Source organism: Kluyvera genomosp. 1 (assembly GCF_001266615.1).
GTDB classification, from domain to species: Bacteria; Pseudomonadota; Gammaproteobacteria; order Enterobacterales; family Enterobacteriaceae; genus Kluyvera; species Kluyvera cryocrescens_A.
In genome coordinates, this window is record NZ_LGHZ01000017.1 from 64,561 (window position 1) to 89,045 (window position 24,485).

General features: G+C 52.9%; 20 protein-coding genes and 1 other RNA gene. 13 read left to right on the forward strand and 8 right to left on the reverse strand.

Going from position 1 to position 24,485, the window contains the following annotated elements:
- Positions 1 to 11: 11 nt before the first annotated feature.
- The 7 genes from KP80_RS10970 to kbaZ all read right to left on the reverse strand — a co-directional run bounded on the left by KP80_RS10970 (position 12) and on the right by kbaZ (position 6,495).
- The gene (locus KP80_RS10970) at positions 12 to 1,166 is read right to left on the reverse strand and encodes an AgaS family sugar isomerase (RefSeq protein ID WP_052283682.1); all 1,155 of its coding nucleotides are present in this window, start codon (positions 1,164 to 1,166) and stop codon (positions 12 to 14) included.
- Positions 1,167 to 1,465: 299 nt separating this feature from the next.
- On the reverse strand, positions 1,466 to 2,599 hold the full coding sequence (gene nagA / locus KP80_RS10975; protein WP_052283683.1) for an N-acetylglucosamine-6-phosphate deacetylase: 1,134 nt from the start codon (positions 2,597 to 2,599) through the stop codon (positions 1,466 to 1,468).
- On the reverse strand, positions 2,596 to 3,030 hold the full coding sequence (gene agaF / locus KP80_RS10980; RefSeq protein WP_052283684.1) for a PTS galactosamine/N-acetylgalactosamine transporter subunit IIA: 435 nt from the start codon (positions 3,028 to 3,030) through the stop codon (positions 2,596 to 2,598). Before agaF ends, nagA begins: the two co-directional genes overlap by 4 nt.
- A gap of 17 nt (positions 3,031 to 3,047) precedes the next feature.
- Entirely contained in the window at positions 3,048 to 3,926 is an 879-nt protein-coding gene (gene agaE, locus KP80_RS10985; protein ID WP_052283685.1) for a PTS N-acetylgalactosamine transporter subunit IID, read from the reverse strand.
- Complete coding sequence (gene agaW, locus KP80_RS10990; RefSeq protein WP_052283686.1) at positions 3,916 to 4,695, reverse strand: PTS N-acetylgalactosamine transporter subunit IIC; 780 nt, start codon at positions 4,693 to 4,695, stop codon at positions 3,916 to 3,918. Before agaW ends, agaE begins: the two co-directional genes overlap by 11 nt.
- A 10-nt stretch (positions 4,696 to 4,705) precedes the next feature.
- Entirely contained in the window at positions 4,706 to 5,179 is a 474-nt protein-coding gene (gene agaV, locus KP80_RS10995) for a PTS N-acetylgalactosamine transporter subunit IIB (RefSeq protein WP_052283687.1), read from the reverse strand.
- 20 nt (positions 5,180 to 5,199) lie between these two features.
- Positions 5,200 to 6,495, reverse strand: coding sequence for a tagatose-bisphosphate aldolase subunit KbaZ (gene kbaZ, locus KP80_RS11000; RefSeq protein WP_052283688.1), 1,296 nt, complete (start codon positions 6,493 to 6,495; stop codon positions 5,200 to 5,202).
- 249 nt (positions 6,496 to 6,744) lie between these two features.
- Here kbaZ and KP80_RS11005 point away from each other — a divergent pair, with 249 nt between their 5' ends.
- Entirely contained in the window at positions 6,745 to 7,560 is an 816-nt protein-coding gene (locus KP80_RS11005) for a DeoR family transcriptional regulator (RefSeq protein WP_052283689.1), read from the forward strand.
- Positions 7,561 to 7,608: 48 nt separating this feature from the next.
- Here KP80_RS11005 and garD read toward each other — a convergent pair whose 3' ends face one another.
- The gene (gene garD / locus KP80_RS11010; RefSeq protein ID WP_052283690.1) at positions 7,609 to 9,180 is read right to left on the reverse strand and encodes a galactarate dehydratase; all 1,572 of its coding nucleotides are present in this window, start codon (positions 9,178 to 9,180) and stop codon (positions 7,609 to 7,611) included.
- 414 nt (positions 9,181 to 9,594) lie between these two features.
- Between garD and KP80_RS11015 the strand changes: the two genes are divergently transcribed.
- The 12 genes from KP80_RS11015 to KP80_RS11065 all read left to right on the forward strand — a co-directional run bounded on the left by KP80_RS11015 (position 9,595) and on the right by KP80_RS11065 (position 23,887).
- Positions 9,595 to 10,935, forward strand: coding sequence for an MFS transporter (locus KP80_RS11015; protein ID WP_052283691.1), 1,341 nt, complete (start codon positions 9,595 to 9,597; stop codon positions 10,933 to 10,935).
- Between the two features lie 26 nt (positions 10,936 to 10,961).
- On the forward strand, positions 10,962 to 11,732 hold the full coding sequence (gene garL / locus KP80_RS11020; protein ID WP_052283692.1) for a 2-dehydro-3-deoxyglucarate aldolase: 771 nt from the start codon (positions 10,962 to 10,964) through the stop codon (positions 11,730 to 11,732).
- A gap of 29 nt (positions 11,733 to 11,761) precedes the next feature.
- On the forward strand, positions 11,762 to 12,652 hold the full coding sequence (garR, locus tag KP80_RS11025) for a 2-hydroxy-3-oxopropionate reductase (protein ID WP_052283693.1): 891 nt from the start codon (positions 11,762 to 11,764) through the stop codon (positions 12,650 to 12,652).
- A gap of 95 nt (positions 12,653 to 12,747) precedes the next feature.
- A complete protein-coding gene (gene garK, locus KP80_RS11030; protein WP_052283694.1) occupies positions 12,748 to 13,899 on the forward strand; it encodes a glycerate 2-kinase in 1,152 nt (383 codons plus the stop codon).
- 32 nt (positions 13,900 to 13,931) lie between these two features.
- Positions 13,932 to 14,313, forward strand: an RNA gene (gene rnpB, locus KP80_RS11330) — RNase P RNA component class A.
- A 712-nt stretch (positions 14,314 to 15,025) separates the two neighbouring features.
- A complete protein-coding gene (gene tdcA, locus KP80_RS11035) occupies positions 15,026 to 15,949 on the forward strand; it encodes a transcriptional regulator TdcA (RefSeq protein ID WP_052283695.1) in 924 nt (307 codons plus the stop codon).
- Positions 15,950 to 16,062: 113 nt separating this feature from the next.
- The gene (tdcB, locus tag KP80_RS11040) at positions 16,063 to 17,052 is read left to right on the forward strand and encodes a bifunctional threonine ammonia-lyase/L-serine ammonia-lyase TdcB (protein ID WP_052283696.1); all 990 of its coding nucleotides are present in this window, start codon (positions 16,063 to 16,065) and stop codon (positions 17,050 to 17,052) included.
- Between the two features lie 92 nt (positions 17,053 to 17,144).
- Entirely contained in the window at positions 17,145 to 18,476 is a 1,332-nt protein-coding gene (tdcC, locus tag KP80_RS11045) for a threonine/serine transporter TdcC (protein ID WP_052283697.1), read from the forward strand.
- Between the two features lie 31 nt (positions 18,477 to 18,507).
- Positions 18,508 to 19,716 carry a propionate kinase gene (gene tdcD, locus KP80_RS11050; RefSeq protein ID WP_052283698.1) on the forward strand — a complete coding sequence of 403 codons (1,209 nt, stop codon included), beginning with the start codon at positions 18,508 to 18,510 and terminating at the stop codon, positions 19,714 to 19,716.
- 34 nt (positions 19,717 to 19,750) lie between these two features.
- A complete protein-coding gene (gene pflB, locus KP80_RS11055) occupies positions 19,751 to 22,045 on the forward strand; it encodes a formate C-acetyltransferase (RefSeq protein ID WP_052283699.1) in 2,295 nt (764 codons plus the stop codon).
- A 14-nt stretch (positions 22,046 to 22,059) separates the two neighbouring features.
- A complete protein-coding gene (locus KP80_RS11060) occupies positions 22,060 to 22,455 on the forward strand; it encodes an enamine/imine deaminase (RefSeq protein WP_052283700.1) in 396 nt (131 codons plus the stop codon).
- Between the two features lie 67 nt (positions 22,456 to 22,522).
- A complete protein-coding gene (locus tag KP80_RS11065) occupies positions 22,523 to 23,887 on the forward strand; it encodes an L-serine ammonia-lyase (protein WP_052283701.1) in 1,365 nt (454 codons plus the stop codon).
- The last annotated feature ends 598 nt before the right edge of the window (positions 23,888 to 24,485 follow it).

Here is a 24,485-nt window from a genome sequence, read left to right on the forward strand (position 1 = left end):
ATGGCTCCCTCTTATGCCTGCCACGGGTGAATAACGACGCCTTGCACCACACGGTTGACCGTGCCGTTAGCGGATGGCGTATCGGGTGTGTTACCGACGTGGATGGACTGCGTCAGCGCGAAGACCTGGGCGTAGGTCAGGAAGCAGAAAGCCAGCTCCATATCATTAAAGTGACGTGCCGGCGGCAGCAGGATATGTGGGCCAGATTCAACGATGGCATCTGTGTCTGCGGCAATGGCCACGACACGTTTTGCTTGTTGATCGCGGCGCAGTTCGGCCAACAGATCGAGATCGTACTGACGGGTGTAAGGGTGGCTAGAAATAAACACCACGATCAGCGTTTCGCTATCGACCAATGATTTAGGGCCATGACGGAAACCGGTTGGCGAGTCGTAAAATGCGGCGAGCTTGCCAGCGGTCAGCTCAAGGACCTTCAGGGACGATTCACGTGCAACGCCTTGCAATCCGCCGCTGCCGAGATAAACGATTCTTTTCCAGTTTCCCTGACCAAAGACGCCCTCGCTGAAGTCACCTAGTGAGCTCAGAATGGCCTGGCAGCGGTTAGCGACGTCGCGGAACGTGTGGCTGTTGAATGCGGCTGGCGCGAATACCGAAAGGCAGCTCGCCATCATGGTGGTGATGCTGCTGGTCATCGCAAAGCCGCGATCGTGTGTCTCTGCGGGCATCAGTAGCGCAAAGGCGTTGTCGCAGTTGACCGCATTCTTATACAGACTGCCTGCTTCATTGCAGGTGATGGAAAGGTGGTAGCACTCGGGGACAAATTGGTTCGCCAGCTCAACGGCGGCGACGCTCTCAGGGCTATTGCCAGAACGGGCAAATGAGATCAGCAACAGCGGGTGTGCCGGATTCAAATAGTCCATCGGATTGGTTACCAGATCGGTCGTTGGCACTGCGCTGATGTTTTTCCCGGTGTGGCTGGCGAGCCATGGGGAGATAATGTCGCCGATAAAGGCCGAAGTGCCGGCTCCGGTCAGAACGATTCGAAGATCTTCTTTAGCCAGCAATGGCGCGAGAAAACCATCAATGTCAGATCGTATCTTTTCGATATTGGTCAGTGAGCGAATCCAGCAGTTGGGCTGCTGGCGGATCTCTTCTTCTGTCCATGTGCCGGTTGCAGAGAGAGCGGGGGTATAGGTTTCTGGCATAACTCAGTCCTTAGTCTTGTGAATTCCACCTCAGACGCAGGCAAATTGTCATTGTCTTTCGTTTCGTTTCACTTTTTCGTATATCAGTTGATTAAAATCTATAGAAAAGAAAACGAAAGTTCAATGTGAAAAAATGAAATAAAACGAAAATTGTGATCGAAGAACAAAGGATGCTTTTATGCTGTTGATTTTTAATGAGTAGATATAATGAGCATTTATTTGTTTCCCGAATCAAAAGAAAGAAAAAGAAAGGCCTTGCGATCGACGACCGAAGGCCAAAGGGGCACACCATAGGGGGATTAAAGGGAGAGCGGTTGGCCCTGAACCCAGTTTTCTTGGATATGTAAGCCGCTGTTTAGGGCGATTACGTTGGCGCGTTTACCTACTTTTAGCGACCCTAACTGTCCGTCGAGACCTAGTAAACACGCAGGATGCAGCGATGCCATGTGAATCGCCTCTTCCGATGAAATGCCTGCAAGCTCAACCATATTACGCACCGCGGCGTCCACGGATAGCGTGCTGCCTGCCAGGCCACCGGAAGCGGTACGCACAATTCCACCGCGCATTTCAACCTGGTCGCCGCATAGGGTGTACTGCCCGTCCGGCATGCCTGCGGCCTGCATGGCATCAGTTATCAGCACCACCCGATCTTTTGCGCAGCTACAGCAAAGTTTCATTGCCGCCGGATGCACGTGATGCCCGTCGGCAATCAGTTCAAGCCACGCGCGCGGGTCGGTTAACCCGGCACCGACCATTCCTGGTTCACGGTGGTGTAGACCGGTCATGCCGTTAAAGCAGTGCACTAAACCATCGGCTCCGGCATCGAATGCGGCACAGGTTTGCTCCCAGGTAGCCGCACTGTGCCCCAGCATCACCCGGACGTTTTGCTGCTTGAGGTGGCGAATGGCTACTAATGCCCCTGGTTTTTCTGGCGCCAGGGCGACCACGCGTAAAGTGCCTTGAGAGACCGCAATCAGCTCATCAAGTTCGCTTACCTCCAGCTCGCGAAAGAGCGACGGGGGATGCGCGCCTTTATTCTGCGGCGTGAAATAGGGGCCTTCCAGATAGCTTCCCAGCACCTGAGCACCAGGGCCACCGGCGTGGTATCGCTTTGCGATACGCGCTAACGCCCGGTGAATCAGGGTTAAAGGGGCGGTGACAGTAGTGGGTAGCCAGCCGCCAACTCCTTCACGCGCTTTGTGTATTGCCAGCTTATCGAGCGTATCCGGCGCTTCGTCCATCACATCAACACCCGCGCCACCGTGGACGTGGGTGTCGATGTAGGCTGGGCAAAGCAGCTCGGCATCACGCTGGGTGACGCCAGCTGGGATCGGTTCAATCGCTGTAATCATGCCATCGGCAATGTGCAATTGATGATCGTCTTGCCAGCCCTGCTCGGTGAGCAGACGTCTGGCACGCAGGACTTGTGTCATATGCCTTCCTCTACTGGCGCCTCGTCACGACAGCGCCCGAGCTCGTCAACCAGGCTGGTGAGGCCACGATGCCCACATTCCAGCGCCTGTAGACGAAATGCTTCGCTGCTGAGCCCGTCACGTTCCATGACCATTTCCAGTAACAGCTGCAGATTGGTGCCGGTTATGACTTCACGCCCCGGCTGTTGCATCGACAGCGTAGACGCTACACGGAACGGCGTGCCGCCGAGCAGGTCGGTCAGGAAAATAATGCCTTCCGCGTCGTTCAGCTCAGCCACCGCCGCTTCAAGCTGTGCGGTAAGCCGCGCGGTGCTGGAGGTTTCAGGAAAATCGATAGCGAAAAACTGCGACTGTTCGCCGAGGATTTGCTTCATCGCTTTTTCCATGCCGCTGGCAAATCCGCCGTGCCCCGTCAAAATAATACCTAACATTTCAGACCTCATTTGCTTTACAGGAAGTGGCAGAACTTGCCGACAACACCCAGCACCACGGTGATACCGATAAGGCGCAGCGGGCTCCAGCCGCGACGCACCAGCCAGTACATCGTCAGGGTATAGACCAGCGGTAAAAAGGCGGGCATGAGCTTGTCGATAACATCGGCCTGCAGCTTAACAACCGCATCACCCGCTTTGATTTCAAGCGTGGTATTCAGGCGAACATAGGTCGCCACGAGCGCACCGATGACGGTCATCCCGACAATAGAGGCGGCGTGGCCGACTTTCTTGGTGTTTGCTTTGATGAGCGGGATCGCTGCAACGCCCATCCGATAAGCATAGTGTGCTAGGCCAAAGCGCAGGCCAAGGTGGACGACGTTAAACATCACGAGAAAGATAACGGCACCGAGAATGGATCCCTGCAATGCCAGGCTGGCACCAATACCGCCACAAATCGGCAGCAGAGTGAGCCAGAACATGGCATCGCCAATCCCGCCAAGCGGTGCACCGACGGCAATTTTGGTGCTTTGAATGCTGTTAACGTCCTGCTTTGAGCGCTCCATGGCCAGAATGATGCCGATAACAAACGTCACCAGGAATGGATGGGTATTGAAGAAACCCATATGGCCTTTCATCGCGCGGGCCAGATCGCGTTTGTTCGTGTGAATCTTTTTCAGCGCAGGCAGCAGACCGTAAAGCCAGCCGGAAGCTTGCATACGCTCGTAGTTAAACGAAGCCTGTAAGAGCATGGAGCGCCAGGCGACACGATTAATATCTTTACGGGTAAGATCTGCCCCAATCTTCTGATCTTCATAAATATTTTCATTCACACCGGACAACAGTGTCTCTTCGCTTTCGGACACGTTTGGCAGCACCTGTGGATTAGATTCCATCTTCGAATTCCTCTTTTTTAGCCGCTGGAGCGGCAGCTTCAGGAGATTTACGCAGCAGGTCTATCATGGCCATTGCCAGCGCGGCGGCAGCGATAGCCAGCACCGGAAGCTTGAGCCAGGCTGCGGCAACAAACCCGATAATGAAGTAAGGGATGTAGACGTTTTTCATCATGATTTTCAGCAGCACGGCGAAACCGATGGCTGGCATGATGCCGCCTGCGACGCCGAGGCCGTCAATCAGACGCTCTGGTAATACATCAATGGCGGATTTTGCATGCTCCGCGCCGAAGTAAATCGGCAGGAAAGCGCAGAGGAAATAGAAAATGCCTAATGCCAATAGCGCCAGGTAGTTAACGCGCTCAATGCCATGGGTATCGGCATTGGCCGCCATGCGGTCACAGCGGGACATGACGCCGGACATCACGGAGAACAGGAAGGTAATGCCCATTTGTACTGCAACGGCAAAGGGGACGGCCACGCCGACGGCAACTTCTGGCTTCACGCCGGTGGTAATGGCAAAGGTGGTGCCGACAATCGTGCCGATAATCACGTTAGGCGGCTGTGCACCGGCCAGCGGTGCCAGGCCCATCCAAACGAGTTCCAGCGTACCGCCGGTCAGGATACCGGTATGCAGATCGCCCAGTATCAGACCGACCAGCGGCCCAAGCACCACCGGGCGGTGCATATGCGTTAAGCCGTTGAACATATCCAGACCCGCAATAAAGGCGAGTAGGCCTAACGCAGCTGCTTGCAACAGACTAATTTCCATTGTGAATCCCTCAGAGGAGTTTAAAGAGGTCTACGGCAGCTTCCGTGGGTACGCCCTGTACAAAGCATTCCACACCGGCATCTTTCAGGCCGTTAAACGCGGCAATATCCTGGGCATCGACAGAAACCGTTTTGGCAATTTGCTGCTTGCCATTGGCGTAGTGCATGTTTCCTACGTTAATACGGGTGACAGGAACGCCACCTTCTACCAGCTTGAGAAAATCGGTCGGGGATTTGCAGACCAGCAATATTTTCTGCCGGTCAGCAGCGCGATGAATATTGTCGATGACTTTTTGCAGCGTCCAGAAACGCACGGCAATCCCTTCCGCCAGCACCATCTCCATCAAATTCTGCTGTACGGTGTCTTCGGCAACTTCATCGTTAGCGACCAGCACCAGGTTGGCGCCTGCAAATCCGACCCACTGCACGCCGACCTGTCCGTGAATTAATCTTTCATCGATACGGCTAAGAACGATATTTGGCATAGTGTTGTTCCTCTTTGTTGTTATCCGTTTTGGGATGTCGTGGCCAGGCAAGCAGTGTGGTACTGCTGCAATACGTCCTGAATATGGCTAATGATCAGTTCACGCGGCGTCGCGCAAAGCGATCCTTCACGTACTTTGGTGTACTGCAAAGGTAGATACTGGCTGATGAGTGGAAGGGGGATCGTGTCGTCCGCCAGATTGCGTACCAGGCGCTCGAAGGCCTCATCAATCTGGCTATCCGGCCAGTAGTAACGAACGCGGTCGGAGTAGCTATAGCCACGGGCAAAGCGGCGAGCGTTGCCATCGCCATGGTAGTGGCTCTGCCAGTATTCCGGGCGATCGAGCATGACGTTTTCCAGCACCTGACGTAGCCCGGAACTGGCTTTGGCGGGCAGCAGTTCTTCTTCAATAGCGGCAAGCGAGAACAGGGCCTCCCGCAGAGCAAAGGTCAGCGCCGGGCCCACTTTCAGGATGGCGAAATGATCTTTCACCAGCTGGCGCAGCGACTGTGGCGTTTGGTAATCCGTGGAGTGCGCTTCAAAGACCAGCGTGTCATACGCCTCAACCATTTTGCTCAGGGCAACGGCTTTCTGCGGTTGGTAATCAATAATGTGGCTGTTATCAAACTCAACGCCAGGCTGCACAACCAGGGCAATGATTCGTGGCCAAATCGCGTTCAGACCCTGTTTCTCGAAAGCATGATGGTGGGCTTCGAGCGTCGCGCGGGCGGCATCGGGCGTGGTGACGGCCAGCTCGGTTAACGTTTCGTGGGCTCCGCCGGGTACGGGCACTTCTGTGCCAATGACGTAGACCAGATCGGCAACACCAAAGTGGGCAATGCAGGTCTCTTCAGCAATCTTTGCAAGACGTGCGGCGCGTTCAGCGACGATCTCGTCCGTCAGTGGTACCGGATCGCCCTCACAGGACATGCTGCAATCAAGGTGGATCTTTTTAAAGCCTGCAGCCACATAGCTTTTAATGAGATCGTCGGCGTTGAGCATTGCCTGTTCTGCTGGCAAGTTTTGCCAGCGGTTAGGGCCCAGATGATCGCCGCCTAAGATCAGCTGATCCTGGGAGAACTGTAGCGAATCAGCGAGCTGGCAAACAAAGTCACGAAAATCGGCGGGAGTCATCCCGGTATAGCCACCGAATTGATCAACCTGATTGGATGTTGCCTCGATGAGTAGAGGTGTCTGATGCGCATGGGCAAAGCGAAGCGCTGATTCGAGTACCAATGGATGTGCGGAACAAACGGCATATATCCCATTTGCTTTACCTTGTTTATGCAGCTCTACCGTATCAGTCAGATGTTTCACTTTCCTCTCCAGAACAGATTGTCGTGATAGATATCTTTCGGTTTGTTTCGTTTAATACTGCATTATGGTGTTGTAAAAATAAAACGAAAGATAATAGTTTTCCGATCTATTTCACAAAAGAAACATAATGAAAGATTTGGAGCGCTGATGATAGGTGGCTAAGGGGCCAGTGGCACTTGCATTCTGTTAAAGGAAAGGCGTTAATAGGGTAATCGAAATGAAACGAAAGATTACGTTAAGGGATTCACTATGGGCGGCACTGATTTATCGGCTGAAAAACGTATTACGGGTACCAGTGAGAGGCGTGAGCTCATTATTCAGCGTTTACGTCAGCAAGGAAGCGTGCAGGTAAATGATCTTTCGAATGATTTTGGCGTATCGACGGTGACTATCCGTAACGATTTGGCCTTCCTGGAGAAGCAGGGAATTGCGGTTCGAGCCTATGGCGGCGCACTCATCTGCGACAGTAATGTGCCGGGAACTGAGCCTTCCGTTGAGGATAAAAGCTCACTCAATACTGCGATCAAACGGCGTATCGCGGCCGAGGCGGCTCAGCTCATCAAAGCTGGAAATCGCATTATTCTTGACTCAGGTACGACCACGTTTGAAATCGCCCGCATGCTGCGCCAGCACACGGACGTGATTGTCATGACCAACGGCATGAACGTGGCCAATGCGCTGCTGGAAGCTGACGGTGTGGAGCTGCTGATGACCGGCGGCCATCTCCGTCGCCAATCGCAATCTTTTTACGGCGATCAGGCCGAGCAGTCTTTGCAGAATTATCATTTCGACATGCTGTTCCTGGGTGTGGATGCCATCGATCTGGAACGTGGGATTAGCACCCATAATGAAGATGAAGCGCGCCTGAATCGACGGATGTGCGAAGTGGCCGAAAAAATCGTGGTGGTCACCGATTCCAGTAAATTTAACCGCTCCAGCCTACATAAGATTATTGATATGCAGCGCGTCGATATGATTATCGTCGATGAAGGGATCCCAGTAGAAAGCCTCGAAGGGCTGCGGAAAAGCGGTATCGACGTGATTCTGGTTTCGCTGGCGGATTAAAAAAAGGGGGAGCATAAATGCTCCCCCTTTTTTATCTGCCGACTGCTATCAGGTCACTGGTGCTGGGTTAAACACCGCCAGCTGGTTGTGCAGGCCCCACTGGTCCGAGAAGGTTTTCTTACGCCCGCTGGCAACGTCAAGAATGAAATGGAACAGCTTCAGGCCGACGTCTTCAATTGTCTCTTCGCCTGTGGCAATCGTCCCCGCGTTGATATCCATTAAGTCATACCAGCGGTTGGCAAGCTCGGTGCGGGTAGCCATCTTGATGACCGGTACCGCCATCAGGCCGTACGGTGTCCCGCGGCCGGTGGTAAACACCTGCACGGTAATTCCGGATGCGACCTGTTGAGTGCCGCAAACAAAGTCGCTGGCAGGCGTTGCGGCATAAATCAGGCCGCGCTTGGTGGGGCGCTGACCCGGTGATAACACTTCCACGATGGCGCTCTTACCGGATTTAGCAATGGAGCCCAGCGCTTTTTCGACGACGTTCGCCAATCCGCCTTTTTTGTTGCCCGGAGACGGGTTGGCGCTGCGATCCGTTTGCCCCATGTCGAGATAGTTATCGTACCAGGCCATCTCTTCCAGCAGGCGCTTACCGACTTCTTCATTGATAGCGCGCGGCGTTAAAAGATGAATGGCATCGCGTACTTCGGTCACTTCCGAGAACATCACGGTCGCGCCGCAGCGGACCAGCAGGTCGGAGGCGTAGCCCACCGCCGGGTTGGCGGTGACGCCGGAGAACGCATCGCTACCGCCACATTGCATTCCGACGACCAGCTCAGAGGCCGGACAGGTTTCACGCTGGCGTTTATTGAGTTTTTCCAAATGACGTTCAGCGACCTGCAGAATGTCATCGACCATGGATCTGAAGCCGACATGCTGCTCATCCTGCAATCGCACAACGCTGGCGCTGTCGACCGGAATGCTCTGCACATCTTCAGTCCCTTCCAGCAGGCGTTCCGGCTGCAGTTTTTCACAGCCCAGGCCAACGACCATGACTTCGCCGCCGAAGTTCGGGTTCAGGGCGATGTTGTGGATAGTGCGGATAGGTACGATCGCTGCCGGTGCGTTAATCGCTACACCACAGCCATACAGGTGGTTGAGGCCAACCACGCCATCGACGTTGGGGTATTTGGGCAGTAAATCGCGCTCAATGATTTTGACCACGTAATCCACCACGCCCGCGACACAGTGCACGCTGGTGGAAATGCCCAGCAGATTTTTAGTACCGACGCTGCCGTCGGCATTGCGGTAGCCTTCGAAGGTATAACCTTCAAGCGCCGGCAGCGGTTCAGGCACTTTGGTTGCCAGCGGCAGCGTGTTCAACGGCGGCGCTTTTGGTAAAGAGACCGTGGATTCGTCTATCCAGCTGCCTTTGGCGATATCACGAACGGCATAGCCGATAACTTCACCGTAGCGAATGATTTCACCATTATGCGGAATATCAACCAATGCCACTTTGTGGCCCTGGGGAATATGTTCAATTAATTCCAGACCATCAGGAAAACGCGTTCCTGCTTTTAATCCGTTATCGTTGACAATGATCGCAACATTATCTGTTGCATGTACCTTTATATAAAAGGCAGTTGGCGATTCTTGTCTGATTTCAATGTTTGCCATTGTCCAGCATTCTCCAGCAACGGGGTAAAAAGAATAAGGTATATGAGTGTTTCGCTTCTGGTTATAGGAAATAAAAACACCTGAATAATGGAATAAAGAATGTCAGGAGTTCAGATATAAGAACGTGATGTAGATCACCTATCGCCGTGATGCCCCGCGTGGCAAGGGGAGCAATGGTTGAAATTGTGCATTAGCGCCCAGTGTTATGTGCATATGATCAATTTAATGAATTATAAAAGCGTTTAAATTGGTTCTTTGCACAATGTACCGGTGTGGCTTCCTGATTATACTGAATCTCGATTTCATGGTGTCTGATTTGTTTTTTGAGACTACCCGTTATCAATAAATAGTCAGCGAAATACACCTTAATAAAAAATAATATAATTAAGGTGTCCTGTACCCGAGGATAATAAAATGATACACGATGCTGCTGATGTTGCTGAATCAAAAAAGGGTATGCCTACCCGATATTTAATTTTATTAATTATTTTTATTGTTACGGCCGTTAACTACGCAGACCGCGCAACGCTCTCCATTGCCGGTACTTCCGTTGCTGAGGAGCTAGGTCTTAGCGCGGTTTCAATGGGGTATATCTTCTCTGCATTTGGTTGGGCTTACTTGCTCATGCAGATCCCCGGTGGTTGGTTACTGGATAAATTTGGCTCGAAGAAAGTGTATACCTACAGCTTATTCTTCTGGTCGCTGTTTACTTTCCTGCAGGGTTTTGTGGGCTTCTTCCCGCTGGCGTGGGCTGGGGTTTCCATGTTCATCATGCGCTTTATGCTGGGCTTTTCTGAAGCGCCATCCTTCCCGGCTAACGCCCGTATTGTGGCCGCCTGGTTCCCAACCAAAGAGCGCGGTACTGCCTCCGCAATCTTTAACTCCGCACAGTATTTCTCTTTAGCGCTGTTCTCACCGCTGTTGGGCTGGCTGACCTTTGCCTGGGGCTGGGAACATGTCTTTACCGTCATGGGCGTGATTGGTTTCGTGCTGACCGGGATGTGGGTGAAGTTCGTCCATAACCCAACCGACCACCCGCGAATGACCAAAGAAGAACTGAAGTTTATCGCGGATAACGGCGCCGTGGTCGATATGGACCACAAAAAGCCGGGCAGTGATGCGGCGAAAGGCCCGAAGCTGGATTACATCAAGCAGCTGCTAAGTAGCCGTATGATGTTAGGGATCTTCTTTGGTCAGTACTTCTTAAACACCATCACCTGGTTCTTCCTGACCTGGTTCCCGATTTACCTGGTGCAGGATAAAGGGATGTCGATTCTGAAGGTGGGGATGGTGGCGTCGATTCCTGCGCTGTGCGGTTTTGGCGGCGGCGTGCTGGGCGGCCTGTTCTCCGACTACTTAATTCGCCGCGGCTGTACGCTGACCTTTGCGCGAAAACTGCCTATCGTTCTGGGCATGCTGCTGGCATCGACGATTATTCTGTGTAACTACACCGATAACACCGCGCTAGTCGTGGCGTTGATGGCACTCGCATTCTTCGGTAAAGGCTTTGGCGCACTAGGCTGGCCGGTTATCTCCGATGTGGCGCCGAAAGAAATTGTAGGGCTGTGCGGCGGGCTGTTTAACGTCTTTGGCAACGTGGCCTCCATCGTGACGCCGCTGGTGATTGGCTATATCGTCAGCGAACTGCACTCCTTTAATGGCGCACTGATTTTTGTAGGCTGTTCCGCACTGATGATGATGGTGTGCTACCTGTTCGTGGTAGGAGACATCAAACGTCTGGAACTGCGGAAATAAGTCACGACTAACTTAAGGTAATGACAATGGATAACGCGATTTTCCCTAACAAATTCAAAGCAGCACTGGCTGCACATCAGGTTCAGATTGGCTGCTGGTCAGCGCTGTCCAGCCCAATCAGTACCGAAGTGTTAGGCCTGGCCGGTTTCGACTGGCTGGTTCTGGATGGTGAGCACGCGCCGAACGATGTGACGACGTTAATCCCGCAGTTGATGGCTCTGAAAGGCAGCGCCAGCGCGCCGGTCGTGCGTATCCCGACTAACGAGCCGGTGATAATCAAACGCATGCTGGATATCGGCTTCTATAACTTCCTGATCCCGTTTGTTGAAACTCAGGAGCAGGCAGAACAGGCGGTCGCTTCCACGCGTTATCCACCAGAAGGCATTCGCGGTGTCTCCGTTTCCCATCGCGGCAACATGTTTGGCACCGTGCCGGATTATTTCGCGCAGTCCAACAAGAACATCACCATTCTTGTGCAGATTGAAAGCCAACTGGGCGTTGATAGCGTTGATGCCATTGCGGCAACAGACGGTGTTGACGGCATCTTTGTTGGGCCAAGCGATCTGGCTGCGGCCTTAGGCCACTTGGGTAATGCCTCGCACCCGGAAGTGCAGCAGGCGATAAAACACATCTTTGCCCGCGCCAAAGCGCACGGCAAACCAAGCGGCATTCTGGCACCGGTTGAAGCCGATGCACGCCGCTACCTGGAATGGGGTGCCACTTTTGTGGCCGTTGGCAGCGATCTGGGCGTGTTCCGTGCCGGAACGCAGAAACTGGCCGACGCTTTTAAAAAGTAACCACCACGCATACACGCAAAATTGAGGAAATGACGATGAAAGTTGGTTTTATTGGCCTGGGTATCATGGGTAAACCGATGAGTAAAAACCTGCTGAAAGCGGGCTACTCGCTGGTGGTTTCTGACCGTAATCCTGAAACCGTTGCCGAAGTGATGGCCGCAGGTGCGGAAGCGGCGAGCACGCCAAAAGCGATTGCCGAGCAGTGCGATGTGATTATCACCATGCTGCCAAACTCGCCGCACGTGAAAGACGTGGCGTTGGGTGAAAACGGCATTATTGAGGGAGCTAAACCGGGAACTGTACTGATTGATATGAGTTCCATTGCCCCTCTCGCCAGCCGTGAAATCAGCGACGCGCTGAAAGCGAAGGGCGTAGAGATGCTGGATGCACCGGTCAGCGGCGGTGAGCCGAAGGCTATCGACGGCACGTTGTCGGTGATGGTTGGCGGCGATAAAGCGATTTTCGACAAGTACTATGACCTGATGAAAGCCATGGCTGGCTCCGTGGTACATACCGGTGAGATTGGCGCGGGCAACGTGACCAAGCTGGCAAACCAGGTGATTGTGGCGTTGAACATCGCGGCGATGTCCGAAGCGTTGACGTTAGCTACCAAAGCGGGCGTTAATCCGGATCTGGTCTATCAGGCGATTCGCGGCGGCCTGGCGGGAAGCACTGTGCTGGATGCGAAAGCACCGATGGTGATGGACCGTAACTTCAAGCCAGGCTTCCGTATCGATCTGCACATTAAAGATCTGGCCAACGCGCTGGATACTTCCCACGGCGTGGGTGCGCAGCTGCCGTTGACGGCGGCGGTGATGGAGATGATGCAGGCACTACGCGCCGACGGTTTGGGAACCGCCGACCACAGCGCAATTGCGTGCTACTACGAGAAACTGGCAAAAGTGGAAGTGACTCGCTAATGACGTCGTGCCCGGTGGCGCTTTGCTGACCGGGCCTACTTTGTAGGCCGGATAAGCCATACGCCATCCGCCGTCGTGCGCTAATAGGCTCAGATATGAAAATCGTAATCGCCCCAGACTCTTATAAAGAAAGCCTTTCTGCTACCGAGGTAGCGCAGGCAATAGAAAAAGGATTTCGGGAAATCTTTCCGGAAGCGCAGTTTGTATCCGTACCGGTCGCAGACGGGGGAGAAGGAACGGTTGAGGCGATGATCGCGGCCACTCACGGCCGGGCCGTAACGTCAACCGTCACCGGACCGCTTGGCGATGCCGTTGACGCGCAGTGGGGGCTTTCGGGCGATGGCCATACGGCATTTATCGAGATGGCCGCCGCCAGCGGGTTAGCGCTGGTGCCTCCTGAGTTACGTAACCCATTAATTACCACCTCTTACGGCACCGGGGAGCTTATCTTGCAGGCGCTGGAGAGGGGGGTGAAGAATATTATTATCGGTATCGGCGGCAGTGCCACCAACGACGGCGGCGCTGGGATGGTGCAGGCGCTTGGCGCGAAGCTCTGCGATGCTAACGGTGCTGATATTGGTTTTGGCGGCGGTAGCCTGATGAGCCTGAACCATATTGATGTGACTCATCTTGATGCGCGTCTGCAGGCCTGCAGCATACGCGTGGCTTGTGATGTCACTAACCCGTTGACCGGAAAATTGGGGGCCTCCTACATCTTTGGCCCGCAAAAGGGGGCCACCGAGGCGATGATCACCGAACTGGACCATAATCTTGCGCATTTCGCCGAGGTGATGAAGAAATCGCTGCGGGTGGATGTGAAAGAGGTGCCGGGCTCCGGAGCTGCGGGGGGGATGGGGGCGGCGCTGATGGCGTTCCTTGGTGCGGATTTGCGCAGTGGAATTGAAATTGTCACGCAGGCGCTCAATCTGGAAGAGCATATTCATGACTGCACGCTGGTGGTGACCGGTGAAGGGCGACTTGATAGCCAAAGCATTCATGGCAAAGTGCCGGTGGGCGTGGCCAGTGTGGCGAAAAAATACCACAAGCCGGTGATTGGCATTGCTGGAAGCCTGACGCGCGATGTTGGGATTGTGCATCAATACGGCATTGATTCGGTGTTTAGCGTGCTTAACCGTATTGGCTCGCTGGAAGAAGCATTCCGCGATGCCGCCGATAATATTTACCTCACTTCGCGTAATGTCGCCGCGACCCTCCAGATGGGGATGCAGGCGCAAACTCAAGGGTGACATCGGCGTGCAAACCCTCTATACTGCGCGCCGAAGCTGACCAGACAGTCGCCGCTTCGTCGTCGTCCTCTTCGGGGGAGACGGGCGGAGGGGAGGAAAGTCCGGGCTCCATAGGGCAAGGTGCCAGGTAACGCCTGGGGGGTGTAACAGCCCACGACCAGTGCAACAGAGAGCAAACCGCCGATGGCCCACGCAAGTGGGATCAGGTAAGGGTGAAAGGGTGCGGTAAGAGCGCACCGCGCGGCTGGTAACAGTCCGTGGCACGGTAAACTCCACCCGGAGCAAGGCCAAATAGGGGTTCATAAGGTACGGCCCGTACTGAACCCGGGTAGGCTGCTTGAGCCAGTGAGCGATTGCTGGCCTAGATGAATGACTGTCCAACGACAGAACCCGGCTTATCGGTCAGTTTCACCTCTTAAAAAACCCCGCCTCGGCGGGGTTTTTGCTTTTTTAGGCTCAGAAAAATCATCTGATAAAGCGTGCAGATTTTCCTGATTTCGGATCCTGAGGTTGTTACAAAAAACGTGCATTTTGCTGAAATGCGACATGATGCACAAAACACTAATTCAAACGTTTCGATTGGATTTTTGTGCTGCCAACGTCGCTTTTACCCTTTTGTAACCCGTAAAAAATGACGAAAAAGCAGGTGTATTCGCGCCTGGTGATGTCATTTTTATGTTTTTAGTATGTTAATTTTAATGATCTAAACATATTAACGTGTATGTATATTTTGAATGCCGTTGTGTGATGGTGTGCGAAGAATCGAAGTAATAACGGTGCTTTTTATCAGTTATTTTTATTTTATCAAATAATATTAATGGTTTTATTTCGCACAAAAAATGCCCTGAAAATGATTGAAAGATGATCTAATTATTAAATTTTATCTCGCTGTAAAACTGCGTTATTTATCGCCATAAAATAAATTCATACACCTCTTTTTTATTGATGAAAGTCAGTCTAATATCATATTAAATATTTTCAACTTATTGATATATAAATGTTTTGTTTGATTTTGCAGGTTGTGGTAATCATGGTTTAAAGTAAATTGTGAGTAGTAGCACACATCTCTCTTGCCTATATTTAATAGAATCCACCTCGCCAAGTGGAAATAAGAGGAGAAAGAAAAATGGATAATGTTCTTCTGCCTAAAACGCAACACCTCGTGGTGTTTCAGGAAGTCATTAGAAGTGGCTCTTTCGGCTCAGCGGCAAAACAGCTTGGTTTAACCCAGCCGGCAGTCAGTAAGATCATCAACGATATTGAATCTAACTTCGGTATCGAGCTGATGGTGCGTAAAAATACCGGTGTGACGCTGACCAGCGCGGGTCAGGTGCTGCTCGGCTACTCCGAGTCTATCACCCGCAAAATGAAAAATATGGTCAATGAAATGAACAGCCTGAGCTGCAGCAGCGTGGTTGATGTTTCATTCGGCTACCCGTCGCTGATTGGGTTTACCTTTCTGCCTGAGATGATTAAAACCTTTAAACAGGTCTTTCCAGCAGCGCAGGTCACTATGTTTGAAGCCCAGCTGTCGTCGTTTTTACCGGCGCTGCGCGATGGGCGCCTGGATTTTGCTATTGGTACATTAAGCGATGAGATGCAGCTGCAGGATCTGCACGTGGAGCCGCTTTTCGAGTCTGAGTTTGTTGTCGTTGCCTCCAAATTACGAACGTGTACGTCAACGGTCGCGCTGGAGTCTCTCTCCGGTGAGCAGTGGGTCTTCCCACAAACCGACATGGGCTACTACAAAGAACTCCTCTCCACTCTCCACCTCCATCACATCAGCACTGAAAATATCGTCAAAACAGATTCCGTGGTGACCATCTACAACCTGGTCTTAAATGCCGGTTTCCTGACGGTCATACCGAAAGATATGATTGCGCCCTTTGGATCTGACCAGTTTATTATTTTGCCGGTCGAAGACGTATTACCCGTAGCGCGCTATGCAGCAATTTGGTCAAAGAATTATCGTATAAAAAAACCGGCCTCAGTATTAGTGGAGTTGGCCAAGAAATATTCTTCGCCAGCCGAGAAAAATGAAATGAATTAAATGTCTGCTGATGTATTAAAGCGAATAAATTAAAAAGAACTCCAGAGTTATTTTATAGCTCTGCTACCCTGATATTGTCTAACGTCAGAAGCTTATTCTGATAAGAGGATACGATGCATATTACCTACGATCTTCCTGTTACCCTTGATGACATTCAAACAGCGAAAAAAAGACTCGCTGGCAAAATTTATAAAACCGGAATGCCGCGCTCTAACTATCTGAGTGAACGCTGCAAAGGCGAAATATTCCTGAAATTCGAAAACATGCAGCGCACCGGCTCATTTAAAATTCGCGGTGCGTTTAACAAGCTGAGCGCGTTGACCGAAGCAGAGCGCCGCAAAGGAGTGGTGGCCTGTTCGGCGGGGAACCACGCACAGGGCGTTTCGCTCTCCTGTGCAATGCTCGGTATTGACGGCAAAGTGGTGATGCCAAAAGGGGCGCCAAAATCGAAAGTGGCGGCCACTCAGGACTACTCCGCTGAGGTGATTCTGCACGGCGATAACTTTAACGATACCATCGCGAAGGTGAGTGAAATCGTTGAAATGGAAGGGCGTATCTTTATTCCTCCTTATGATGATGCGCTAGTGATTGCCGGTCAGGGCACTATCGGGCTGGAGATTCTGGAAGATCTGTATGATGTGGATAACGTTATTGTACCCATCGGCGGCGGTGGCCTGATTGCCGGGATTGCGACGGCGATTAAATCCATTAATCCGACGATAAAAATCATCGGCGTACAGTCGCAGAACGTTCACGGTATGGCTGCCTCCTATTATGCTGGCGAGATAACCAATCACCGCACCTGCACCACGCTTGCCGATGGCTGTGACGTCGCGCGTCCAGGCAACCTGACTTTCGAAATCGTTCGCGAACTGGTGGATGATATTGTGCTGGTGACCGAAGAGGAAATTCGCAACAGCATGATTGCGTTAATCCAGCGCAATAAAGTCGTGACCGAGGGTGCTGGCGCATTAGCATCTGCGGCATTATTAAGTGGCAAGCTCGACCACTATATTCAGGGCCGCAAAACGGTCAGTATTATTTCTGGCGGCAATATCGACCTGTCGCGTGTTTCAGAAATTACTGGATTTGTCGGCGCTTAATTAATTCTTTTCCTGGTTTATTTCAGGCAGCTTCTTGATGCCCGGCTGCCTGTTATCCAAAAATGACGAAAACATTAATTCAAGGACATATTATGAGTACGACAGAAAGTATTAATGTTAGCCAAACCAAAGAATCCTCCTGGCGTAAATCGGATACCACATGGACGTTAGGTTTATTCGGTACCGCAATCGGTGCAGGGGTATTATTCTTCCCCATTCGCGCAGGCTATGGCGGTCTGATTCCCATTCTGCTGATGCTGCTGTTAGCTTATCCCATCGCGTTTTATTGCCACCGCGCGCTGGCGCGCCTGTGCCTTTCTGGTTCTAACCCGTCGGGAAACATTACCGAAACGGTGGAAGAGCACTTTGGTAAGACCGGTGGGGTAGTGATCACCTTCCTGTACTTCTTCGCTATCTGTCCGCTGCTGTGGATTTACGGCGTCACCATCACCAATACCTTTATGACCTTCTGGGAAAACCAGCTTCAAATGCCGGCACTCAACCGCGGCGTGGTGGCTCTGCTGCTCCTGCTGCTGATGGCATTCGTCATTTGGTTTGGTAAAGACCTGATGGTGAAGGTGATGAGTTACCTGGTGTTCCCATTCATCGCCAGTCTGGTGCTGATTTCCCTGTCGCTGATCCCTTACTGGAACTCCGCGGTTATCGATCAGGTCAGCCTGAGCGAGATCTCACTGACCGGTCATGACGGCATCCTGGTGACCGTATGGCTGGGTATTTCCATCATGGTGTTCTCCTTCAACTTCTCACCCATTGTCTCCTCGTTTGTGGTGTCGAAGCGTGAAGAGTACGAAGCTGATTTTGGCCGTGAATATACTGAACGTAAGTGTTCCAAAATTATCTCCCGTGCCAGCATGTTGATGGTAGCGGTGGTGATGTTCTTCGCCTTCAGCTGCCTGTTTACCCTCTCTCCACAAAACATGGCGGAAGCGAAAGCGCAAAACATTCCGGTGCTTTCTTACCTGGCAAACCACTTCTCCTCCATGGCCGGCCAGAAATCGACCTTCGCCACAACGCTGGAATACGGTGCTTCCATTATTGCACTGGTGGCCATCTTCAAATCCTTCTTCGGCCACTACCTCGGCACACTGGAAGGGCTCAATGGTCTGGTACTGAAGTTCGGTTACAAAGGCGATAAAACCAAGGTTTCTGACCGTAAGCTCAGCACCATCAGCATGATCTTCATCATGGGCTCCACCTGGGTTGTGGCTTACGCCAACCCGAACATCCTGGACCTGATTGAAGCCATGGGTGCGCCGATTATCGCTTCCCTGCTGTGCCTGTTGCCGATGTACGCCATCCGTAAAGCGCCATCGCTGGCGAAATACCGCGGCAAGCTGGACAACGTGTTTGTTACGGCAATCGGTCTGCTGACCATTCTGAACATCGTCTACAAGCTCTTTTAATTAACAAGCTCAGGATGAGCGGAGTCGTAATATGAATGAGTTCCCGGTTGTATTAGTGATTAATAGCGGTTCATCGTCTATTAAATTCTCAGTGCTGGATGTCGAGACCTGTGATGTTTTACTGGCGGGTATCGCGGAAGGCATTAATACAGAGCGGGCGGGATTATCGGTCAACGGCGGTGAGTCCTCACCGCTGTCTCACCCGACCTATGAAGCCGCGCTAAAGGCGATTTCCTTCGAGCTGGAAACGCGCGATTTAATCGACAGCGTGGCCTTAATTGGCCACCGTATTGCCCACGGCGGCAATATCTTCACTCAGTCCGTACTGATTACCGATGAGGTTGTCGACGGTATTCGCCAGGTTTCGCCGCTGGCGCCGTTACACAACTACGCCAACCTCAGCGGAATTGAGTCGGCGCAGCATCTGTTTCCCGGCGTACAGCAGGTGGCGGTATTTGACACCAGCTTCCACCAAACCCTGCCACCGGAAGCCTATCTCTATGGATTACCGTGGAAATACACCGAGGAGCTTGGCGTTCGTCGCTACGGCTTCCACGGCACGTCGCACCGCTATGTTGCCCAGCAGGCCTATGACCTGCTGAAGCTACAGGAGGAGGATTCCGGGCTGGTGATTGCGCACCTTGGCAACGGCGCATCAATTTGCGCTGTGCATAACGGCAAAAGCGTGGATACCTCAATGGGCATGACGCCGCTGGAAGGCTTGATGATGGGCACCCGCAGCGGTGATGTCGACTTTGGCGCGATGGCGTGGATTGCCGACCAGACCCACCAGACGATGAGTGACCTGGAACGCATCGTCAACAAGGAGTCTGGTCTGTTGGGGATTTCCGGGCTGTCGTCAGATCTTCGCACCCTGGAGAAAGCCTGGCACGACGGCCATGAGCGCGCGCAGCTGGCGATTAAAACCTTTGTGCACCGCATTGCTCGACACATCGCAGGCCACGCGGCTTCGCTGACCCGGCTTGACGCCATTATTTTCACCGGCGGTATTGGTGAAAACTCGCAGCTGATTCGCCGCCTGGTGATGGCGCATTTACGTGTGCTTGGGGTCATTGCCAACGATGACATGAACAGTCGGCCAAACAGCGACGGGGAGCGGATCATTTCTGACGAACGTTCCAGCGTGGTCTGCGCCGTGATTCCCACCAATGAAGAAAAAATGATTGCGCTGGACGCTATCCGTTTAGGGCACCTCAGTACGGTAGCGGAATACGCCTGAGTTAATCGCTTTTATTATTGAGAGAAGAGTTTTCATGAAGGTAAATATCGATCTTAACGATATGCATTTTGCCGATGCATGGCGCGGTTTTAACGGTAGCGAATGGAAAGAAGAAATTAACGTTCGCGAGTTTATCCAGCACAACTACACGCCGTATGAAGGGGATGAATCTTTCCTCGCGGCGGCAACGCCAGCAACCACCGCGCTGTGGGAAAAAGTGATGGCGGGCATTCGTATCGAAAACGCCACCCATGCCCCGGTTGATTTTGATACCAATATCGCGACGACGATTACCGCGCACGATGCTGGGTATATCGATCAGAGTCTGGAGAAGATAGTCGGCCTGCAAACCGATAAACCGCTCAAGCGTGCGCTGCATCCGTTTGGCGGGATCAACATGATCAAAAGCTCGTTTGAAGCCTACGGTCGTGAAATGGATGCCGATTTTGAGTACCAGTTTACTTCGCTGCGTAAAACCCATAACCAGGGCGTCTTCGATGCATATTCCCCGGATATGCTGCGTTGTCGTAAATCAGGCGTATTGACTGGTCTGCCGGACGGCTACGGACGCGGGCGCATTATCGGCGATTATCGCCGCGTGGCGCTCTACGGCATCCGCTACCTGGTGCGTGAGCGCGAGCTGCAGTTTGCCGACCTGCAAACCAAAATGGAGTGGGGCCAGGATCTGGAAGCCACGCTGCGTCTGCGTGAAGAGCTGGCGGAGCACCGCCGCGCGCTGCTGCAAATGCAGGAGATGGCGGCGAAGTACGGCTGTGATATTTCCCGCCCAGCGCTCAATGCGCAAGAAGCGGTGCAGTGGCTCTATTTCGCCTATCTGGCGGCGGTGAAATCGCAGAACGGCGGCGCGATGTCGCTCGGCCGCACCGCCACGTTCCTCGATATCTACATTGAACGTGACATGCAGGAAGGGCGTCTTACCGAGGAACAGGCGCAGGAGCTTATCGACCACTTCATTATGAAGATCCGCATGGTGCGCTTCCTGCGCACGCCGGAGTTCGACACGCTGTTCTCCGGTGACCCAATCTGGGCAACGGAAGTGATCGGCGGGATGGGGCTGGACGGGCGCACGCTGGTGAGTAAAAACGCCTTCCGCTATCTGCATACGCTGCACACCATGGGCCCGGCACCGGAGCCAAACCTGACTATTCTGTGGTCGGAAGCACTGCCGCCAGCCTTCAAGCAGTATGCCGCGCAGGTCTCTATCGTTACTTCATCATTACAGTATGAAAATGACGACCTGATGCGCGCTGACTTTAACAGCGATGATTACGCGATTGCCTGTTGCGTCAGCCCAATGGTGATTGGTAAGCAGATGCAGTTCTTCGGTGCACGCGCCAACCTCGCCAAAACGTTGCTGTACGCGATTAACGGCGGGGTGGATGAAAAGCTGAAGATCCAGGTGGGGCCGAAAACTGCACCGCTGATGGATGATGTGCTCGACTACAACACGGTGATGGAGAGCCTCGATCACTTCATGGACTGGCTGGCGGTGCAGTACATCAGCGCGCTGAACGTCATCCACTACATGCACGACAAATACAGCTATGAAGCCTCGCTGATGGCGCTGCATGACCGCGATGTGTATCGCACCATGGCCTGCGGTATCGCCGGGCTGTCGGTGGCGGCGGATTCTCTGTCTGCTATCAAACATGCCCGCGTGAAGCCGATTCGTGATGAAAATGGCCTGGCTATCGATTTCGAGATTGAAGGCGATTACCCGCAGTACGGTAACAACGACGAGCGTGTGGATAGCATCGCCTGCGACTTGGTTGAGCGCTTTATGAAGAAAATCAGAGTGCTGCCAACTTACCGTCATGCGGTACCGACCCAGTCGATTCTCACCATCACCTCTAACGTGGTGTACGGCCAGAAAACGGGGAACACGCCGGACGGCCGCCGCGCAGGCACGCCGTTTGCGCCGGGCGCGAACCCGATGCACGGGCGCGATCGCAAAGGGGCGGTTGCTTCACTCACTTCAGTGGCGAAGCTGCCGTTTACTTACGCGAAGGACGGGATTTCGTACACCTTCTCCATTGTTCCGGCGGCGCTGGGCAAAGAGGATAGGGTACGCAAAACCAACCTCGTCGGGCTACTGGATGGGTATTTCCACCATGAAGCCTCGGTGGAAGGTGGGCAGCATCTTAACGTCAACGTGATGAACCGCGACATGCTGCTGGACGCGATTGCCCACCCGGAAAATTACCCGAATCTCACCATTCGCGTTTCTGGCTACGCGGTGCGTTTTAACGCACTGACGCGTGAGCAGCAGCAGGACGTGATTTCCCGAACCTTTACTCAAGCGATTTAATCGGTGGAGTGTGTATGAAAAAGTTGATTGAAACCTCCCGTGCGCCGGGCGCCATTGGCCCTTATGTACAGGGAATTGATTTAGGCAAAATGATCTTCACCTCCGGGCAGATCCCGGTCGATCCACGTAATGGTGAGATCCCTGCCGACGTCGCGGATCAGGCTCGGCTGAGTCTTGAGAACGTGAAAGCGATCATTGTCGAAGCGGGGCTGGACGTGGGCAGCATCGTCAAAATGACGGTCTTTATCACCGATCTCAACGATTTTGCGACCATCAACCAGGTTTACCAGCAATTTTTCGACGAGCATCAGGCGACCTATCCAACGCGCAGCTGCGTGCAGGTCGCACGTTTGCCGAAAGATGTGAAGCTGGAAATTGAAGCCATCGCCGTGCGTGGGGACAGCCTGTAACCCGCATGTAGCCTCACCGGGCTGCCATCCGGCAGCCCGTCTCTGAAGCCGTATCGAGGTCACGGATATGATTAGTACATTCGATATGTTCAAAATTGGCGTCGGGCCATCCAGCTCCCACACCGTGGGGCCAATGAACGCCGGGAAAACGTTTATTGACGAGCTGGCGGCCGGAGGCTTTTTACCGCAGACCACTCGCCTGACGGTCGATCTTTACGGTTCGCTTTCCCTCACCGGGAAAGGGCATGCCACCGATGTCGCGGTGGTCATGGGGTTGGCGGGTAATCGCCCGGAAAGCGTCGACATCGATGCCATGCAGCCATTTATGCGCGCCGTCGAACGCAGTGGCCTGCTCAGCCTGGCACAGGGCGAAGCCGAAGTGTCGTTTTCGCTGAGCGATGACGTCATTTTTCATGATCATGCCCTGCCGCGCCATGAAAACGGTATGCGTTTTACCGCACGCAGTGGCGATACCATTTTACTTTGTAGAACCTATTACTCCATCGGCGGCGGTTTTATTGTCGAAGAGTCGAAGTTTGGCCAGGAGTTTGATGTTGAACAACCGGTCCCTTACCCCTTCCATTCCGCTAGTGAACTGATGCAGCAGTGCAAAGATCACGGGCTGTCTATTTCAGGCCTGATGATGCAAAACGAGCTGGCGCTAAGAAGTCAGAGCGATATTGATACCGGGCTCATGCGTATCTGGCACGTGATGCGCACCGGAATTGAGCGCGGGATGAATACCGAAGGCGTGCTGCCGGGGCCACTCAGCGTGCCGCGCCGCGCGGTTGCGCTACGTAGACAACTGGTGTCCAGCGACAGCACGTCAAGCGATCCGATGAATGTGATCGACTGGATCAACATGTTTGCGCTGGCGGTCAGCGAAGAGAATGCGGCGGGGGGGCGAGTTGTCACTGCGCCCACCAACGGCGCGTGCGGCATCGTGCCAGCGGTGCTGGCTTATTACGATAAGTTCAGGCGTACGGCCAATGGCAACTCGATTGCCCGCTATCTACTCGCGGCAGGCGCGATTGGCGGGCTGTATAAGCGTAACGCTTCCATTTCAGGCGCAGAAGTCGGCTGTCAGGGTGAGGTCGGTGTGGCGGCATCCATGGCAGCGGCGGGGTTAGCTGAACTGCTCGGCGGTAGCCCGCAGCAGGTCTGTATGGCGGCCGAGATCGCTATGGAGCACAATCTGGGGCTGACCTGCGATCCGGTGGGCGGACAGGTACAGATCCCCTGTATCGAACGTAACGCGATCAATGCAGTAAAAGCGGTGAATGCGGCGCGTATGGCCATTCAGCGTACCAGCGAAGCGCGCGTGTCGCTCGATAAGATCATCGAGACCATGTATGAGACCGGAAAGGATATGAACGAGAAATACCGCGAAACGTCGCGCGGTGGGTTGGCGATAAAAGTGCTGTGTGATTAGCACCTGGTGCCGTCAGCCGTGACGTGATAAATCGGTGAAATCCCCAACGCAACGCCCTTGGCCTGATGGCCCGGGGCGTTTTTTTTGGCGGTCTTGTGTCATGACAAACAGGGATGTTAAGCAGCGAATTATCTTGTTTACTTACATTTTCCCTACAAACATCAGAATTATTGACTAAATCACCCTGACTCTGTGATAGACATCATTTTTTGCCGCTGCTGGCGGTTACATCCTGGTAACTCATCTGTTTGCGCTATTTCACAGAATTTCGGCGTTAAGCGAAGGCGCAGATAAAGTGTCATTGATTAAATTCGTTATAAATCAATCAATTATGTTTATTCGTCCAATGCTGAAATACAGAAATCCTTTGTAATTTGATATGTGGAGAAATAAAAGCGCTTATATATCGCTAAAAGGGGGATAAATTTCTCTCTATAGCCGTTTCCATGCCAGCAGTGACAAGTTTTTTCTCCTTAACCCGCGCTATCATCTATCCACTATAAAAAATGTGGTTAATCACGCTGCATTGCTAAAAATATGTGGAATATCAATCTGTATTAAAACAATAAACCCTACAAACCAAGAGTGAGACTTTGTT